The sequence below is a fragment of the Pseudomonas sp. Sample_14 genome (assembly GCF_004307515.1).
GTDB classification, from domain to species: domain Bacteria; phylum Pseudomonadota; class Gammaproteobacteria; order Pseudomonadales; family Pseudomonadaceae; genus Aquipseudomonas; species Aquipseudomonas atacamensis.
On sequence record NZ_RCOC01000018.1, the window covers coordinates 31,730 to 47,397 of the forward strand.

Consider the following 15,668-nt stretch of genomic DNA (forward strand, 5'->3'; position numbering starts at 1 on the left):
ACCGAAGCCATGGCGATCAAACAACTGATAAAAAGCACCAGTGGCTGGCTCTACCTCAACTCGCCGGTGGGCCGTCAGCAGTTGCAGGGCGCGGGGGTGATTCTGATGTTGCATCGCGTGCTGTCCAACGACCGCGCCGCCGACCTGCCGCACCGCAATGAACTGTGCGTCGGACCGAAAGCGTTCGAGCATTTGCTGGTGTGGCTGCGCAAGCATTTCGACTGCGTGCCGCTGATGGAAATTCTCCAGCCCAACGCCCTGCGCAGCGAGCGCCCACGGGTGGCGCTGACCTTTGACGATGGCTGGCGTGACAACGCCGTCAACGCCTTCGCGCTGCTGCAAAAACATCAGGTGCCGGCGAGCATTTTTCTCTCCACCGATTTCATCGGCAGCCGCCAGCGCTTCTGGTGGGAAAGCCTTGGCGAAACCCTTTGGGGCAGCCATGGCGATAAAGCCCGCATGCACCTGATCGAATGCCTGCATGCGCGCAAGCATCCGCTGCCGGTGCTGCTTGATGACATCGATGTCGAGCGCCGCAGTCTGGCGCTGCTGCATTACCTGCAAGGGTTGAAAAGCCTGGCTCCGCAGGAACGGGAAGAGCTCACCGACGAATGCCCGAAGGACTCGCTGCCACAGGCACTGGACTGGCATCAGGTGCGGGCGATGGAAGCCTCCGGTCTGGTGCGGTTCGGCCCGCACGGCGCCAGCCACGCAATCCTCACCGGTCTCGATGATGCGCGCCTGAGCGAAGAAATCCGCCGCAGCCGCGACGCATTGAACAACGGCTGCAACCGACCTCTACCGGTGTATTGCTACCCCAACGGCGACAACGATGATCGCGTTCGCCAGCAGGTCGCCGATCACGATTACCCGTTTGCGCTGGGCACCGGCACCGGAATCTATCGCGGCGACGGCGATCCGCTGAACCTGCCGCGTTTCGGCGTCAGCCAGCGCACCGCGCGCCATCCGCAATTGCTGTCGTGGCGGATTTACCGGGGAGCGCGGCCATGAGCCGAGGCAACTACCTCAAGCATCTGGCGCTGAGCATGGGCACCAAGCTGGCGATGATCGCCTTGCGTTTGCTGCGCAACGTCTTGCTCGCGCGGATTCTCGGCCCCAGCGAACGCGGCCTGTTCGCCCTGCTCAGCACCCTGCCGGACCTGATCAGTGCGGCCACCAGCGGCGGTCTGAACTCGGCGGTCGGTTATCAGGCGGCAAAGCAGCGGCCGATGGGTTTGTTGCTCAGCCAGGTGCTGGTGTTCGGCTGTCTGCTGGCCGGTTTGCTGACTTTGCTGGTGGTGGCGCTGGTGCGCGAATTCGGCACGCAGCTGGACGTGACCATGCAACTTGGCCTGCTCGCCTGGCTGTTGCTGCTGGCGGTGCCGTTGACCGTGTTGAAAAGCGGCCTGCTGACCCTGCACAACGCCTCAGGTGGCGTGGTCGCGTTCAACGTCTTGCGCCTGATCGAATCGCTGGCGCCGCTGTTGCTGTTCGTCGCACTGTTCTGGATGTGGCAGAGCGCAGCGCTGGAAGCGGCGCTGATCAGTTGGCTGGCCGGGATCAGTCTGGTGGTGCTCGCCGGTTGGGTCTGGCTGAAGCGGGCGCAGCCATTGCAGCTGCAATGGGATCGCGCCAGCCAGAAGGAGCTGCTGCGCTACAGCGCGCGCAGCCATCCCGATCTGCTGTTCCAGCAAGTGATTCTGCGCTCCGATTACCTGTTCATCGGCGCCCTGCTCGGCAGCACCGCGCTGGGCCATTACGCCATGGCCAGCGCTGCTGCCGAATTGCTGTTGATCGTCCCCGAAGCGGTGACCACACCGCTGATGAAACGCCTGCTGCAACAGGATGAAGGCATGGACAAGGTCACTCCGCTGGCGCTGCGCCTGACCGCGACGGTGATGCTCGGCGCCTGCCTGAGTATGGCCGTGATCGGCGAGTGGTTGATCGTCACCCTGTTTGGCGCTGCCTACCAGCCGGCGTACCCGGCGCTGCTGGCGTTGCTGCCGGGGCTGTTGGGCCTGTGCTACGCGAGCATTCTGCGCCTGGACTTGCTGGGCAAGAATCGCCCCGGCTCGGTGTCCTTGTTGATGGGCCTGGGCGCGCTGCTCAATCTGGCGCTGAACCTGGTGCTGATTCCGGCCTACGGCATTGTCGGCGCCGCCGCCGCATCATCGATCGCCTATCTGGCAGTGACCGTGGCCATGCTGGTGCTGTATTGCCGCTTTAGCGGCGTGCCGTTCTGGCAAACCCTGATCATCCTGCCCCGCGACGTGCTGCCGATGTGGTCGATGCTGCAGAGGAAGCCCGCATGAAAGGCCTGTACCTGCTGTTCGGTCTCGGCCTGTCGCTGGACGCTTTGGCGGCGTCGATGCGCTGGGGTGAGATTCGTGACGGCAGTCTGTTTCTGCAAACCGATCAGCCTGACAGCGTGACCGTGCGCTGGACCCCGGCGTGGCAAGCGGACGCCAACGAAGAGCAGCTGTACCTGCTCGACGGTCGCGGTAAATTGCTCGGCGAACGCTTGATCAAGGCCAGCGAAACCCGCGGCAGTCAGACATGGCCGCTGCTGCCCGGCGCGGCGAGTTATCGACTGGAAATTCCCGGCTACAGCTTCCGCCACTACCGCATCGAACACGATGCGCGCACCGTCGCCCTGTTTGCCCCGGCCAAAGTGCACTTCAGTGCCGAAAGCAAAAATGGCGACGTGCTGTATTTCAAAGTTGCAGCCGGTGAGCGCGCAGTGCTCGCCGGCAAATTCCATGGCGGTGTCACCGCGTTGCAGGCGCAGCGGATCGGCGACCACCAGGCGCTGACCCTCGCACTGAAGCCTTATCGCGCCTATTGGCAGTTCGATCAGATTGCATTGCCAGTCAGCCCCCGCGAGCAGGTCTGGCGTCTGCAACTGCAAGGCAGCGGCAAAGCGGCGTTCTGGCTCGACGGCACGGCCAATCTGTTTGCGCAGAATCCGCAGCAACTGCAACCGCTGCGCGAAGAGGTCGGAGAGGTGCGGCTGGTGCTGCATAACAAAGTCCTTGGGCGCACGCCGGATCTGGGCATCGCCCTGCCCTACGTGATGCCGCCAGCAGCCAGCCATGCGCTGCTCGATGCGCTGAAGCCGACGGCGGCGAGCTATTACAGTTTCGTCGACGTCACGGCGCAGAATCCACAGTTCGAGGACGCTTTCCGCCGGGTGTACCAGCAGCGCTTCGGCATCCGCAACGACATCACCCTGCTGGCCGGCAGTCAGCGCCAAGCCGATCTGCGCGCCGACGTGCAGAGCAACAGCGGCCTCGACGCCTGGCTGGCGAGCACCCGCGCCCTCGGCGGCAACGGCACGCATTACATCGGCTTTGCCGACGAACCCAATCTCAACTATTCCAGCTATGGGCAATATCAGGCGATTTTCACCAGCATGGCGCGTCAGGTGCGCAGCGACCCGGCCAACGCCCGCGCCGGTGTGCGTATCGCCATGCCGGCCAGCTCGCGACTGGTCAACGGCCCATTCGCCGATAATGCGGCAGACAAGCGCGGAATCGATTGGGCACGGCGCCTGCTCAGCGAATCAGCCGACCAGATCGATGCACTGGCCTGGCATGAATGGATGATTCGCGATCTGCTCGCCACCCGCGTCTACCGCGACAGTGTGCGGCGCGCCGCCGAACTGGTCGGCCTCGACGCCAATGGTCAGCCGCGCAAGGCCTTGCTGCTCGATCAGACCAACCTGTCCAGCGGCTCCAGCCTCAGCCCCTACGATCAGGAAACCCACTACACCTCGCTGTGGTGGGCGTCGGTGGTGATCAATGCCTCGCAGGACGGCTTGCTGAGCATGCTCAACTGGTTTCAGGCCGCCGATGAGCCGCATTACCCCAAAGGCATGTTGCGCATATTGGGCGAGGATCGCTTCGAGCTGAAACCGATCGGTCTGGCCCAGCAATTCATCGCCCGCCACTGGCTGCGCCAAGTGCTGCAACTGGATAACGACGCCTTCGAGGTGGATGTGCTGGCGATGGCCGGCGACGAGCAGCGCACGTTGCTCGGAGTGAACAAAGGGACGCGCTTGCAACGCGTCGATCTGAGCGGCGCCAGGTGCCCGCTGAACCATGGCGCCCTGCGTTACTTCGGCGCCGACAATCGCAGCCGCGACGCACCGTTTGCCTGCGACAACGGGCGCGTGCGTTTCGAACTGCCGGGACAAACCCTGTTTGCCCTGAGCTGGAGCGCTTCATGAGCCGCCCTTCGATGCTCTGCCGCGCGGGCTTGATGCCGCGCATGGCACCCTCATCAGGAGAAGAGACCATGGATGTTTTGCAAAAACTCAGCGGACATATTCGTCGTAAAGGCCTGCGAGCGACCTTGGGCAAGATCCGCAAACTGTACATTTTTTCCCATCAGCAACTGCTGTGGATGGAGCGCGACCTGGTCAGCCCGGTGCCGCCGCACCGCCTCAAACCCTATCCGCCACTGCGCGTGGTCAGGATTACGGCGGACAACGCCAGCGCTTTCGCGCGTTACTTTGGTGACCGTGTCGGCACGATGGCCGAGCTGGCCAAAGAGGGCCACACCGGGCACATGCATGTCGACGAGCAAGGCGATGCCGTAGCGTTTATCTGGGGTACGCCGCGGGATTATTTCGACCGGCATTACTACGGCTGCCGGTTCCCGGTGAAACCCGGTGAGTTCTTCGAGTTCGGTGGCGAACTGGCCCGGGCCTACTGGGGTACAGAGCTGTCGGTGGACCTGCAATTGCGCCTGTGGGAAGCCATGGCCGCCCAGGGCTGCCGCAAAGTGGTCGATGTCTGTGAGTCGACCAACATCCCGGCGCTCAAGCTGCATCTGCGCATGAGCTATACCGAACAACGGCGGATCACAAATATCTACACGCTGTTCGGTCGCTGGCGCTTCTATCGCGAAACCCGCTACAGCGGTTCGCGCCTGGCGGCGCTGGGTAAAACTTCCCGTCCACCTGTCAACGCAACGGCGGCCTGAACCTATGGTGATGCGATTCGAATGGCGCACGTCCCTGTGCGCCGCCGACTTCCCGGCAACCGCGTATGAAACGCTGCGCCTGGGCGTGAGCGACCATACGCCGTTCAACAATCTCGGCTGGTTATGTGCGGCGGAACAGGCCCTGGGTGAGGATCAGCACCTGCACATTCTGCTCGGTTGGGAAGCCGCAGAACTACGCCTGTGCCTGCCGCTGGTAGCCAGCCGCGAGCGCTTCGCCGGAGTGCCGTTTCGGGTCTTGCATCACTTGGGTTATCCGCTGGCTGATCGTCTGGCTTTGCTGTCGCTGCTCGGCGGCGAGGACATGCACGAGGCGCTGCTGCTGATTCGCCAGCGCCTGCCCCATGCACTGTTGCAACTCAATGAGCTGTCGGAACCTGCGGGTGAAGAAAGTGCCGTCACCGCATGGATGGCGCGCAGTTCCACTGCCGAACGGCGCCTGAGCTGCCGGGTGCCGGTGCATCTGATCAGCGAAGCCGACCATCAGGAAGTCTCCGGCGACCCGCGCTACAAACTGCGCCGGGCTCGCAAACGGATCGCCGCGTGCGGTGCGCAGATCCGCCGGATCACTCCAGATGCGCTGAGCATGGCTGCCTTGTTGCAGACCATCAGCGAAGTCGAGGCGGTGAGCTGGAAAGGCGATGAAGGCGTCGGTATTTTCGCCACACCGCGCAGCCGCCAATGGATCGAACGCGCCTTCACCGCCCTCGCCGGCCAAGGCCTGGTACGCGTGGTGATGCTCGAGCTGAACGGCCGCTGCATCAGCTATCGCCTCGGCCTGCTCGAACAGGGCCGGCTCTACGATTACAACCTCGCCTTCCTGCCGCAGTACGCCGACTTGGGCAGTGGCCGGGTGTTGCTGGAGGAATGGATTCGCTGGGGCCTGGATGAGCACTGGCACTGGATCGATGCCTCGCGGGTCAGCCTGGAAAACTCCAGCCATCAACTGCACGAACGCATGACCGGGCAGCTGGAACACTGGCGCTGGAGTTTCTATTCGTGGCGCCCAAGTGGGCTGGCATTGGGTCTGGCGCTGCGCATCTGGTATCGCTGCAAGCCCGCCGTGCAGCAGTGGCGGGCCCGCCGTGCAAACAAAAAACCTGCAGCGCTGGTGCAACCTGTCGCAATCACTCCGGAGGGCGGCCATGCCTCGCCAAGTCATAGTCAACGCTGATGACTTCGGTCTCAGCGCCAACGAAAACGCAGTGATCTTCGCTGCCTTCCAGGCCGGCCTGATCAGCTCGGCCACGGCCATGGCCAACATGCCGGCGTTTGAAGCTGCCTGCACCATGGCCCGCCATCCGACGCTGCAAGGGCGGATCGGTCTGCACTTCAACCTGACCTACGGGCGCCCGCTGAGCCAGGCGATCCTGGGGCGGCGGACCTTCTGCGATGGCAACGGCGTGTTCGACCTCAACCTGCCCCGCCACAGCCTGTGGCTGGGTCGCGCAGACCGTGACGCGGTGCGCGCCGAGTTGCAGGCGCAATGGCAACGCTGCGTCGATCACGACATGCGCCCGAGCCATATCGACTCGCACCAGCACGTACACAACATCTGGCCGATCGGCGAAATCGTCGCGAAGTTTGCCGCCGAGCAAGGCGTACCGATCCGGCTGGCGCGCAACCTCGGGCTCAACCTCACGCTGCCCAAGCGCCTATTCAAGGGTTTGCTCAATGGCCGTTTGCAGAGCCTGGCGCGGGTCACCGCCGACTACGTCTGCACCCCGGTGGACCTGCGCAATGCCAGCGTCCCCAGCGACGGCGTGCTGGAAATCGTCGCCCACCCGACCCGCCTCGGCGTCGATTTCGGTGATGCCTATCTCGACTCCGGCGAGTCGTTGAGCGAGGTACTCGAACAGGGTTTGAGGGGCGTCGCGCGAGTCTCGTATGCCGACCTCAACCGAGAAGAAACACAGGGTGCCACGGCGCTCGAATGAATCACCGCTGTAACGACATTCACCACAACATCCGGGCCAAGACCCTGGAGGGGCATCATGAGCATCATCACCAAAGTGCAAGATCGCATCAGACACAAAGGCCTGAGCCGCACCGTCGGGACGTTGTGGAAACGCTACGTGTTCTTCCACTGGGAACTGCTGTGGATGGAGCGCGACCTGGTCAGCCCGGTGCCGCCGCACAAACTGCGCCCGTATGAAGGCCTGCGCAAAGTCGACATCACCGCGCAGAATGCCGTGGCGTTCAGCAAACACTTCGGTGACCGTGTCGGTACCATGGCGGAACTGGCTGCCGAAGGCCACACCGGACACATGTACCTGGACGCCGAGGGCCACGCCGTGGGCTTTATCTGGGGCAGCATTCGCGACTACCACGACCGCCACTATTACGGCTGCACTTTCCCGGTCAAACCCGGCGAGTTCTTCGAATTCGGCGGCGAAATGATCCGCGCCTACTTCGGCAGCAGCCTGTCGGTGGACGTGCAGGTTGCGCTGTGGCAAGCGATGGCGGCGCAGGGTTGCACCAAGGTCGTCGACGTCTGTGAAACCCATAACATCCCGGCGCTGAAACTGCATATCCGCATGGGTTATCAGGAACAGGGCCGGGTGACCCACGTCTACTGCCTGTTCGGCCGCTGGAAATTCTTCCGCGAAACCCGCTATGAAGGCTCACGCCTGGATCCGCTGCGCAAACCGGGCCGGCCGGTGGTAAGTGCCGCAGCGCAGGCTTGATCCGGTCTTGTGAAATGTGGCGGTCGCAACGCCGCCATCGCGAGCAGGCTCGCTCCCACATTGGAATGCGTTTCCCTGTGGGAGCGAGCCTGCTCGCGAAGAGGCCAGTAGCTGCACCCGCAGCTCTCACAAGCGATTGGCTGGTTGCCTACAAACTGTGACGACACTTCCAACACTCGGAAAAGACTTGGCCGACTGTTTATCTGTATCCGCTTGGATAGAGTCAAGCACGATATCGGGCGCGACAAATCCTCACAAAGCGCAGACATCCGACGCGCACAAAAAATGGCAAAGGAGGTTTAACCATGAGCCAGACTTTGACGAATTTCGACATGGTCGCCCTGCTCGACAGTGATGAAGCCATCAGTGAGTACCTGTCACAGGTGCTTGCAGACGGAGACAGCGAAGAATTCCTTCGCGCAATCGGCTACGTGTTAAAGGCGCGAGGAATGACGCAGATCGCCAAGGATTCAGGCATGGGTCGTGAAAGTTTGTACAAAGCTTTTGCTCCCGGAGCGAAGCCGCGCTTTGACACAGTGTTGAAGGTGATTCATGCGTTGGGCATTGATCTTTATGCGCAGCCGGGGCACGTACTCAATCACGCCGTTCCCTGAATTTTCTGGCGGTCACAAGGCCGCCATCGCGAGCAGGCTCGCTCCCACACTGGAATGCGTTTCCCTGTGGGAGCGAGCCTGCTCGCGAAGAGGCAAGCCGTCGCAAAAAAGGTTCTCAGGCCTTGCTCGCCACCAGGCTAAAGCACATCGGCAACTGCGCCTGCTGGTTCAGGTAGCAGTCATACACCTCTTCCCGGTTCGAATGCGCATATTCCTGAAAATCAACGATGCTCAGCCCCGCTCCAATGGCGCCGCTGAAGATCGCGCCCAGCGTATGCACGTACCAGTACGACTTCGCCGCCGGCTGCTCGACCTTGCCGACATACACAATCGGTTCTTCCTGCACAAACGGCTCGACACGGAAATACGAGCTGGCGAGGCGGTAGGGATCTTCAGCCTGCGGATCAACCATTTCCAGAAAAGGATGGGTTTCGTAGATCACCAGTTTGCCGCCCGGCTTCAGCACCTGCGCGACATGATGGAAGAATTCGCCGATGTCAGGCATCCAGTTGAGTACACCAATGGTAATCAGGGCTACGTCGAAGCGGTTATGCAGCGATGCGGGCAGATGGTGGATGTCGCTCTCGACGAATTCGGCAGTATGCGGTGAGCGGCTGTTGAGCTCGCGGGCCTGCTCAAGAAACGCTGCCGATTGATCGACGCCGACGACACTGCGCGCACCCAGCGCAAACAGCGACAGGCTCTCCCGACCGTTATTGCAGCCCAGTTGAATCACGTCTTTGCCGTCGACGTCCAGCAAGCCGCGCAAAGTGTCATCAAGGCAGCAAAACTCTGCCTGCGCGACATCGTTGAGCAATGCCTGCCAGTCCGGCGAATCCTGATGATGACGGGCAGAATCGTTCCACGCCTGTCGATTGCTTTCGATGGCGGTTTTGGGGGTGGGCACTTCCATGGCGCTACTCCGGGTGAGGCTCGTGATTGAGCTGCGTGAGTCTAGAACAGACCCGGGGTGGCGGTTGTTCCAATGTTGTAATCACACTGCGCAGTCCTCTTCAGCGAGTCCTACAGAAAAAGGAAGGAACTCGGGATACCCCAACCGTTTTCCTACATCTTCCGTCGGTTGGCCGTCGGAAGCGCTCAGTCTAGGATTTGTCGAACTACAAGTACTCATGGAGCTCGACCCAGATGCAGTTCATCCAGACAACGACGACAGCAATCCCTGCACCGAATAGACTGCCAGGCATTGATCCCGGAGGCACTATGGACGGCAAAATCTTTCCCGACGATTCAGGGTTTGAAAACGACGAGCAGGCTGCCAGTCATGATCGCTGGTTGCGAGCCAAGGTGCAGGCGTCCAGAGATGATCCCCATCCGAGTCTCCCCCATGAGGACGTGATGGCGGACATGCATGCCTTGATCGAATCCATGCGAAAAAAGGCCGATGCAGATTGAGTGGCGGCCCGAAGCCAAGGCCGATCTTTCGAACATCCTCAGATACATTGGCTAGAGAAACTTTGCAGCCGCAGTGAGTCTCTCGAAATCCATCGAAGAATCCACAACCTCACTCTCCGTTCATCCCCATCTCTACCGTAAAGGTCGATCTCCCGGCACCCGGGAAATCGTTATACATCCTAACTACGTAGTGATTTATGAGGTGACGGATCGAATCGAGATACTTAGCGTTTTGCATACCCGACAGGAATATCCATAAAGACATAGCAGGAAAAAACGGTGTGACGTTCGCCCGATCGATAACACGCCGTTTGCCCAGTAGGCACCACTATCAAAGATTCACATGACTCTGGTTAAGCCGCTCACGCAAAAACTCCACCAGCGCCTGCACCGGCCGCGAAGCCTGGCGATGCTGCGGATAAACCGCCGACAGGGTCAGTGGCTCCGGGCGCAGGTCATCCAGCACTGGCACCAGCCGCCCGTCCTTCAGCGCCGCGCCGACGATGAAGGTCGGCAGATAAGTAATTCCCATCCCCTGCACAGCTGCATCTCGCAGCAGTTCGCCGTTGTTGACGCGCATGCGCCCGGTGACGTTGATCAGCAGCGGTTTGCCCGGAGCTTCGTTGAAGCGCCATTGCACCGAGCGACCGTGGCCGTAAGGCAGGCAATCGTGGCTGTGCAGGTCTTCGGGTTTGAGTGGTGTGCCGCGTTCGGCGAGGTAGGCCGGGCTGGCGCAGTAGACCCGTTCGATGCTGGCGATACGTCGGGCGATCAGAGTCGAGTCTTCCAGTACGCCGATGCGCAGGGCCAGATCGTAACCCTCGCCGAGCAGGTCGACCGGGCGATCGCTTAAATCGACCTCGACGGTGACTTCGCGATAACGCTGCAAGAATAACGGCAACAGACAACCCAGATGCGCCACGGCAAACGACAGCGGCGCGCTCAGACGAATCGTGCCGCGCGGCTCGGCGGTTTCGCCGGCGATGCCCTGCTCGACCTGCTCTACCTCGCCGAGCAAACGTAGCGCCGATTCGTAATAGCTCTGCCCCAGCGGCGTGACGTCGAGGCGGCGGGTCGAGCGATTCAACAAGCGCACACCAAGTCGCTCTTCCAGTTGCATCAAACGGCGGCTGACGAATTGCTTGGACAGGCCCAACTGATCGGCCGCAGCGGTGAAGCTGCCGGAGTCCATGACCTGGCAAAAAATACGCATGTCTTCGAACGGGTTCATTGTCACTCTCTGGTGGACAGTTAAACGCTTTATAGCCGCTTTTTCGCTTTTCAGCAGCCCATTAATCTTTGCTCACGGTTTGAAAACAACCCTGAACACGTCCCCGGCTGCATTCCCACGCAGAGCGTGGGAACGATCAGATCGCAGCCTTCGCCAGCTCCTACATCACACATTCAAAAATGGAATTGAACATGAGCATCAAGAAAACCCTCGCCGCGTCCCTCCTCGCCCTCTCCGTCAGCAGCGCTTTCGCCGCTGGCAGCCCTGGCGTCGAACACAACACCCAAGCGTTCCTCGATGCCCTCGCCGCTGGCGGTGGTCGTCCGCTGGAGCAACTGAGCCCGAAAGACGCCCGTGCGGTGCTGACCGGTGCGCAGGCTTCGGTGAAGGTTGATCTGTCCGGTGTGGAAGTCAGCGACAAGGCGATCAAGGTCGATGGCCAGACCCTCAACCTGAAAGTGGTGCGCCCGGCCAAGGTCAAAGGCGAGTTGCCGGTGTTCATGTTCTTCCACGGGGGCGGCTGGGTGCTGGGCGATTTCCCGACGCACCAGCGCCTGATTCGTGATCTGGTGGTCGGCTCGGGCGCTGTTGCGGTGTATGTCGATTACACGCCATCGCCGGAAGCGCAGTACCCGACCGCGATCAACCAGGCGTACGCCGCGACGAAATGGGTGGCCGAGCACGGCAAGGACATCGGTGTCGATGGCAAGCGTCTGGCGGTGGCCGGCAACAGCGTCGGCGGCAACATGGCAGCGGTCGTAGCGTTGATGGCCAAAGAGCAGAAAACCCCTGCCCTGCGCTTCCAGCTGTTGATGTGGCCGGTGACCAATGCGCAGTTCGACGACGGGTCGTACCAGCAATTTGCCGAGGGCCACTTCCTCACCAAAGGCATGATGCAGTGGTTCTGGGACAACTACACCACCAACCCGGCCGAGCGTGCGCAGATCCATGCCTCGCCGCTCAAAGCCAGCGCCGAACAGCTCAAGGGCCTGCCCGCTGCCCTGGTGCAGACCGCCGAGTTCGACGTGCTGCGTGATGAAGGCGAAGGTTATGCGCGGCATCTGGATGCGGCCGGCGTGCCGGTGACCTCGGTGCGTTACAACGGGATGATTCATGACTTTGGTCTGCTCAATCCGCTGAGCCAGATTCCGGAAGTCAAAGCCGCGGTGCGTCAGGCGGCGGCTGAACTGAAGACTCATCTGAATCCATAAAAGCAAAAGATCGCAACCTGCGGCAGCGCCTACCCTGGAATACGATTCCCTGTAGGAACTGCCGCAGGCTGCGATCTTTTTTCTCACCAGCGTCGCGGAGTACCGGTCATGACTCTTTTCTACGCCCACCTGCTGTCCTGGAGCGCCGTCCTGCTCCTGCTCGACGCCGCACTCTGGCACTTCTCGCCCTTCAGCCACCGCGCGCCGCGAGTCGGCGTGCGTCTGGCACTGTTTCTGGCGTTCAGCGCGCTGGTGATCAATGCCGGTGTCAGCCCGTTGCAGGCTCCGCTGTTCGCTGATGATCGCGTGGCACAACTGGGGGCGACGGCGCTGGGGATTCTCTGGTGGTTGTACGCAGCACGGGTGCTGACCGAAGTGATCGGCCTGGCGCTGATGCGCCGCATCGGTCACAGCGGACGCTTGTTGCAGGATGTCATCGGCGCGCTGGTGTTTCTGGTCGCCATTGTTGCGGCAGCCGGTTACGTGCTGGAGCTGCCGGTCAAAGGTCTGCTGGCCACTTCCGGGGTAGTCGCCATCGTGGTCGGTCTGGCGCTGCAAAGCACCCTCGCCGACGTGTTTTCCGGCATCGTCCTCAACACCACCAAGCCGTATCAAGTGGACGATCTGGTGATGATCGACGGCGTAGAAGGCAAGGTCTTCGATATCGACTGGCGCGCCACGCACCTGCTGACCAGCGCCGGCACCATGGCCGTCGTACCGAACTCGGTGGCGGCCAAGGCAAAGATCGTCAATCTCAGCCGGCCGAACAACATGCACGGCGTCTCGATCAGTATCAAGGTGCCGAACCACATTCGCCCGCGGCGGGTATTGGATGCCCTTGATCGTACCTTGCAGGGCAGCAGTTCGCTGCTGCTCAGCCCGGCGCCGAAAGCCGTGCTCAAAGAGGCCGGCGAAACCATGTCGGAATACGTTGCCAGCGGTTTCATCGCTGAGCTGGGCAAGAAGAGCGAAGTGCGCAATCAACTGTTCGACCTCGCCCACCGCCATCTCGAAGCGGCGGGTATTTCCCGGCATCCCGACGGCGTGATCGAACCGTCGAGCCGTGCTCGTGCATTGCTGGATGAGGTGAAGATTTTCCGCTCGCTGAGCAGCGAGGAACGTGATCGCCTCGCTGAGTCGATGGTCGCGCAGCAGTACACGGCCGGTCAGGTGGTGCTGGATCTGGACGAGGTGCCGGACAGTCTGTTCGTGATCGCCACGGGCGTGGTCAGCGCGACGGTGCCGGACGGCAATGGCCAGACCGAGGCCGGGCGCATGGGGCCGAGCGAAGTCATGGGCGAACAGAGCATTCTTGCCGATACTCCGTCGCAGGCGACGTTCACAGCGCTGACGTCGAGCATCATCTATCGTCTCGACAAACAGTTGACCCGTGAGTGCATGGACAAGCGCAGCGAAGTCGGCCGGGCCTTGAACAAGTTGCAGGCGGTGCGTCAGCAGAACAGTCGCCTCGCGTTGATGGCCAAACCGGTGGCGGTGAAAAAAGGTGGTTTCTTGGGTTGGTTGCAAAAACGCTGATCTGAAACTTTGAAGATCAAAAGCTCACCCCCTCACCCCAGCCCTCTCCCCCTAAGGGGGCGAGGGTGAAAGGGAGCCGATCTCCATGCGTTTCAAGAGCGGAGCTCGGCTCGGTATTGCAGGTCGATGCAACTCTAGCAAACAACGCTGTCAGTCCCCTCTCCCTCCGGGAGAGGGCTAGGGTGAGGGGCTTTTGACTTTCGACCAGATTACTTGGCAGTGAACTTGGTGTAGCTGTTGATCAGGTTGCGATAGTTGGGCAGACGCTCGGACAGCAGATGCGCCAGACCTTCCATGTCGTTGCGCCAGTCGCCCTGCAGCTCGCAGGCCACAGCGAACCAGTTCATCAGATGTGCACCGGCGGCGGACATCCGCGCCCACGCTGCTTGTTGCACGGTGGTGTTGAAGGTACCCGACGAGTCGGTGACGACGAACACTTCGAAGCCTTCAGCGATCGCCGACAGGGTCGGGAAAGCTACGCAAACGTCGGTCACGACACCGGCGATGATCAGTTGCTTGCGGCCGGTGGCCTTGATCGCTTTGACGAAGTCTTCGTTGTCCCAGGCGTTGATCTGGCCTGGACGCTGGATGAACGGCGCGTCAGGGAATTGCTCGAGCAGCTCGGGCACGATCGGGCCGTTTGGACCTGCGTCGAAGCTGGTGGTCAGAATGGTCGGCAGCTTGAAGAACTTGGCGATGTCGCCCAGTGCCAGCACGTTGTTCTTGAACTCGTTCGGCGAGAAATCCTGCACCAGCGAGATCAGACCGGTCTGGTGGTCGACCAGCAGGACGACGGCATCATCTTTGTTCAGACGCTTGTAAGGAACGCTCATGGCAAAACTCCTGGATGGATGGTTGTTGCGGGAAGCGCCGGCCCCGATGACCGGCGCTTTTTTCAAACTCAGAACGCGAAGCAGGAACAGCCGAATGCGCCCCAGAAACCGGCGAAATCGCTGACCGGCGCATTCGACATCCGCGCTTTTTCATGGCTGTGGGTGTGCACGGCGCACGGCCCGCTGCACTGGTGCACCTGCGCCTGCAGTGGCGAGTTCGGGCGCCAGTGGCCCGGTACTTTGACCACTGGCGACCAGTCCGGCAGCACCGGAATCGAACGCGGGCCGAGGTCTTCGAAGTCGCCGGCGGCGTAGACGATCTTGCCGCCGACCACGGTCATCACCGACTCGATCCACTTGATCGCTTCCTCTTCAACGTTGAAGAAGTCCGCGCTCAGTGCCGCCAGGTCTGCCAGTTGGCCGACGCGGATCTGGCCCTTCTTGCCCTGCTCCGAGGAGAACCAGGCGCTGCCATGGGTGAACAGCTCCAGTGCAGTGCTGCGTGGCAGACCTTCTTCGTAAAGCGCCAGACCGCCAACGGTACGGCCACTGACCATCCAGTACAGCGAGGTCCACGGGTTGTAGCTGGACACGCGCGTGGCGTCGGTGCCGGCGCCGACCGGCACGCCTTCGGCGAGCATGCGCTTGATCGGTGGCGTGGCTTCGGCAGCTTGTTTGCCGTAGCGATCGACGAAGTATTCACCCTGGAACGCCATGCGATCCTGAATCGCGATGCCGCCGCCCAGCGCTTTCACGCGCTCGATGTTTTGCGGGGTGATGGTTTCAGCGTGGTCGAAGAACCACGGTAGACCGTTGAACGGAATGTCGCGGTTGACCTTCTCGAACACATCGAGCATACGGCTGATCGATTCGTTGTACGTGGCGTGCAGACGGAACGGCCAGCGCTGCTCAACGAGGTGGCGCACCACCGGTTCCAGTTCCTGCTCCATGGTCTGCGGCAGGTCCGGGCGCGGTTCGAGGAAGTCTTCGAAGTCGGCGGCGGAGAACACCAGCATTTCGCCGGCGCCGTTGTGGCGCAGGTAGTCGTCGCCCTGATGCAACTTGACGCTGCCGGTCCAGTTCTGGAAATCGGTCAGCTCTTCTTTCGGCTTCTGGGTGAACAGGTTGTAGGCGATGCG

15 protein-coding genes and 1 pseudogene are annotated in these 15,668 nt (G+C 61.5%); 12 read left to right on the plus strand and 4 right to left on the minus strand.

Annotated features, from left to right (window positions below; all coding sequences use genetic code 11):
* The first annotated feature begins 9 nt into the window (after nt 1-9).
* From D8U61_RS04070 to D8U61_RS04110, 8 genes are all read left to right on the plus strand, one after another.
* Complete coding sequence (locus tag D8U61_RS04070) at nt 10-1,011, plus strand: polysaccharide deacetylase family protein (RefSeq protein WP_130926456.1); 1,002 nt, start codon at nt 10-12, stop codon at nt 1,009-1,011.
* On the plus strand, nt 1,008-2,312 hold the full coding sequence (locus D8U61_RS04075) for an oligosaccharide flippase family protein (RefSeq protein ID WP_130926457.1): 1,305 nt from the start codon (nt 1,008-1,010) through the stop codon (nt 2,310-2,312). Before D8U61_RS04070 ends, D8U61_RS04075 begins: the two co-directional genes overlap by 4 nt.
* Nucleotides 2,309-4,228: a hypothetical protein gene (locus D8U61_RS04080; RefSeq protein WP_130926458.1), complete on the plus strand. Its 1,920-nt coding sequence runs from the start codon at nt 2,309-2,311 to the stop codon at nt 4,226-4,228. The genes D8U61_RS04075 and D8U61_RS04080 overlap by 4 nt, the downstream gene beginning before the upstream one ends.
* A 68-nt stretch (nt 4,229-4,296) precedes the next feature.
* Complete coding sequence (locus D8U61_RS04085) at nt 4,297-4,986, plus strand: N-acetyltransferase (protein WP_125926658.1); 690 nt, start codon at nt 4,297-4,299, stop codon at nt 4,984-4,986.
* 4 nt (nt 4,987-4,990) lie between these two features.
* Complete coding sequence (locus D8U61_RS04090) at nt 4,991-6,178, plus strand: GNAT family N-acetyltransferase (RefSeq protein WP_130926459.1); 1,188 nt, start codon at nt 4,991-4,993, stop codon at nt 6,176-6,178.
* The gene (locus D8U61_RS04095; protein ID WP_125926659.1) at nt 6,150-6,941 is read left to right on the plus strand and encodes a ChbG/HpnK family deacetylase; all 792 of its coding nucleotides are present in this window, start codon (nt 6,150-6,152) and stop codon (nt 6,939-6,941) included. Before D8U61_RS04090 ends, D8U61_RS04095 begins: the two co-directional genes overlap by 29 nt.
* Nucleotides 6,942-6,998: 57 nt before the next feature.
* Nucleotides 6,999-7,691, plus strand: coding sequence for an N-acetyltransferase (locus D8U61_RS04100; protein ID WP_125926660.1), 693 nt, complete (start codon nt 6,999-7,001; stop codon nt 7,689-7,691).
* 305 nt (nt 7,692-7,996) lie between these two features.
* Complete coding sequence (locus tag D8U61_RS04110) at nt 7,997-8,305, plus strand: addiction module antidote protein (RefSeq protein ID WP_130926460.1); 309 nt, start codon at nt 7,997-7,999, stop codon at nt 8,303-8,305.
* Between the two features lie 115 nt (nt 8,306-8,420).
* On the opposite strand, the gene D8U61_RS04115 is transcribed toward D8U61_RS04110, so the two are convergent.
* A complete protein-coding gene (locus tag D8U61_RS04115; protein WP_130926461.1) occupies nt 8,421-9,218 on the minus strand; it encodes a class I SAM-dependent methyltransferase in 798 nt (265 codons plus the stop codon).
* Between the two features lie 308 nt (nt 9,219-9,526).
* On the opposite strand from D8U61_RS04115, the gene D8U61_RS04120 reads away from it, so the two are divergent.
* Complete coding sequence (locus tag D8U61_RS04120; protein ID WP_038862015.1) at nt 9,527-9,718, plus strand: hypothetical protein; 192 nt, start codon at nt 9,527-9,529, stop codon at nt 9,716-9,718.
* A pseudogene (locus D8U61_RS04125) lies at nt 9,708-9,977 on the plus strand (type II toxin-antitoxin system RelE/ParE family toxin). Before D8U61_RS04120 ends, D8U61_RS04125 begins: the two are co-directional and overlap by 11 nt.
* Nucleotides 9,978-10,049: 72 nt before the next feature.
* Here D8U61_RS04125 and D8U61_RS04130 read toward each other — a convergent pair.
* Nucleotides 10,050-10,949, minus strand: coding sequence for a LysR family transcriptional regulator (locus tag D8U61_RS04130; protein ID WP_024012435.1), 900 nt, complete (start codon nt 10,947-10,949; stop codon nt 10,050-10,052).
* A 191-nt stretch (nt 10,950-11,140) separates the two neighbouring features.
* Between D8U61_RS04130 and D8U61_RS04135 the strand changes: the two genes are divergently transcribed.
* Nucleotides 11,141-12,160: an alpha/beta hydrolase gene (locus D8U61_RS04135; protein WP_122707088.1), complete on the plus strand. Its 1,020-nt coding sequence runs from the start codon at nt 11,141-11,143 to the stop codon at nt 12,158-12,160.
* 108 nt (nt 12,161-12,268) lie between these two features.
* Nucleotides 12,269-13,696 (plus strand): mechanosensitive ion channel family protein, encoded by a 1,428-nt coding sequence (locus D8U61_RS04140; protein WP_024012433.1) that lies wholly within the window; start codon nt 12,269-12,271, stop codon nt 13,694-13,696.
* A gap of 209 nt (nt 13,697-13,905) precedes the next feature.
* Here D8U61_RS04140 and ycaC read toward each other — a convergent pair whose 3' ends face one another.
* Nucleotides 13,906-14,529, minus strand: a complete 624-nt coding sequence (gene ycaC / locus D8U61_RS04145) for an isochorismate family cysteine hydrolase YcaC (protein ID WP_016774080.1) — start codon at nt 14,527-14,529, stop codon at nt 13,906-13,908.
* Between the two features lie 68 nt (nt 14,530-14,597).
* Nucleotides 14,598-15,668 (minus strand): amidohydrolase (locus tag D8U61_RS04150; RefSeq protein ID WP_130926462.1); only part of this gene is annotated, 1,071 nt, incomplete at its 5' end.

Bases quoted from the DNA above. Each gene is read 5' to 3' on its own strand.
- D8U61_RS04070 (WP_130926456.1), top strand. From the start codon at position 10: ATGGCGATCAAACAACTGATAAAAAGCACCAGTGGCTGGCTCTACCTC.
- D8U61_RS04075 (WP_130926457.1), top strand. From the start codon at position 1,008: ATGAGCCGAGGCAACTACCTCAAGCATCTGGCGCTGAGCATGGGCACC.
- D8U61_RS04080 (WP_130926458.1), top strand. From the start codon at position 2,309: ATGAAAGGCCTGTACCTGCTGTTCGGTCTCGGCCTGTCGCTGGACGCT.
- D8U61_RS04085 (WP_125926658.1), top strand. From the start codon at position 4,297: ATGGATGTTTTGCAAAAACTCAGCGGACATATTCGTCGTAAAGGCCTG.
- D8U61_RS04090 (WP_130926459.1), top strand. From the start codon at position 4,991: ATGGTGATGCGATTCGAATGGCGCACGTCCCTGTGCGCCGCCGACTTC.
- D8U61_RS04095 (WP_125926659.1), top strand. From the start codon at position 6,150: ATGCCTCGCCAAGTCATAGTCAACGCTGATGACTTCGGTCTCAGCGCC.
- D8U61_RS04100 (WP_125926660.1), top strand. From the start codon at position 6,999: ATGAGCATCATCACCAAAGTGCAAGATCGCATCAGACACAAAGGCCTG.
- D8U61_RS04110 (WP_130926460.1), top strand. From the start codon at position 7,997: ATGAGCCAGACTTTGACGAATTTCGACATGGTCGCCCTGCTCGACAGT.
- D8U61_RS04115 (WP_130926461.1), bottom strand. From the start codon at position 9,218: ATGGAAGTGCCCACCCCCAAAACCGCCATCGAAAGCAATCGACAGGCG.
- D8U61_RS04120 (WP_038862015.1), top strand. From the start codon at position 9,527: ATGGACGGCAAAATCTTTCCCGACGATTCAGGGTTTGAAAACGACGAG.
- D8U61_RS04130 (WP_024012435.1), bottom strand. From the start codon at position 10,949: ATGAACCCGTTCGAAGACATGCGTATTTTTTGCCAGGTCATGGACTCC.
- D8U61_RS04135 (WP_122707088.1), top strand. From the start codon at position 11,141: ATGAGCATCAAGAAAACCCTCGCCGCGTCCCTCCTCGCCCTCTCCGTC.
- D8U61_RS04140 (WP_024012433.1), top strand. From the start codon at position 12,269: ATGACTCTTTTCTACGCCCACCTGCTGTCCTGGAGCGCCGTCCTGCTC.
- ycaC (WP_016774080.1), bottom strand. From the start codon at position 14,529: ATGAGCGTTCCTTACAAGCGTCTGAACAAAGATGATGCCGTCGTCCTG.